The organism is Vogesella mureinivorans (genome assembly GCF_007644035.1).
In the GTDB taxonomy this organism is placed as follows: domain Bacteria; phylum Pseudomonadota; class Gammaproteobacteria; order Burkholderiales; family Chromobacteriaceae; genus Vogesella; species Vogesella mureinivorans.
Window position 1 is genome coordinate 1 of the sequence record NZ_VMTV02000323.1, and the last position, 344, is coordinate 344.

Annotated in this window: 1 protein-coding gene; it reads right to left on the reverse strand. The window is 72.4% G+C overall.

Annotated features, from left to right (window positions below):
• Nucleotides 1-344: efflux RND transporter permease subunit (locus tag FLQ44_RS10075; protein WP_147694288.1), on the reverse strand; the 344-nt coding region annotated here is incomplete at both ends.

A 344-nucleotide genomic window follows, 5' to 3' on the forward strand; every position in this document is an offset into this window, starting at 1 on the left:
CGGCCACAGTGCACTGGCGCTGGCCAGCACGGCCAGCAGCAGCACGCTGCGCGGATGCCGCAGCGCCAGCCCCAGCGCCGGCGCGTACAGGCGTTCGGCCAGGCCCTCGCGCGGCGGCTGCAGACGCCCGCGCACCCACAGTCCGATCAGTACCGGCACCAGGGTCACCGCCAGCAGCGCGGAGACGGTCATGGCCCAGGTCTTGGTCCAGGCCAGGGGCGCGAACATGCGGCCCTCCTGCGCCTCCAGCACGAACACCGGAAGAAACGACAGCGCGGTGATCAGCAGCGAGAAGAACAGCGCCGGACCGACCTCGCGACAGGCCGCACCGACCGCCGCCCAAT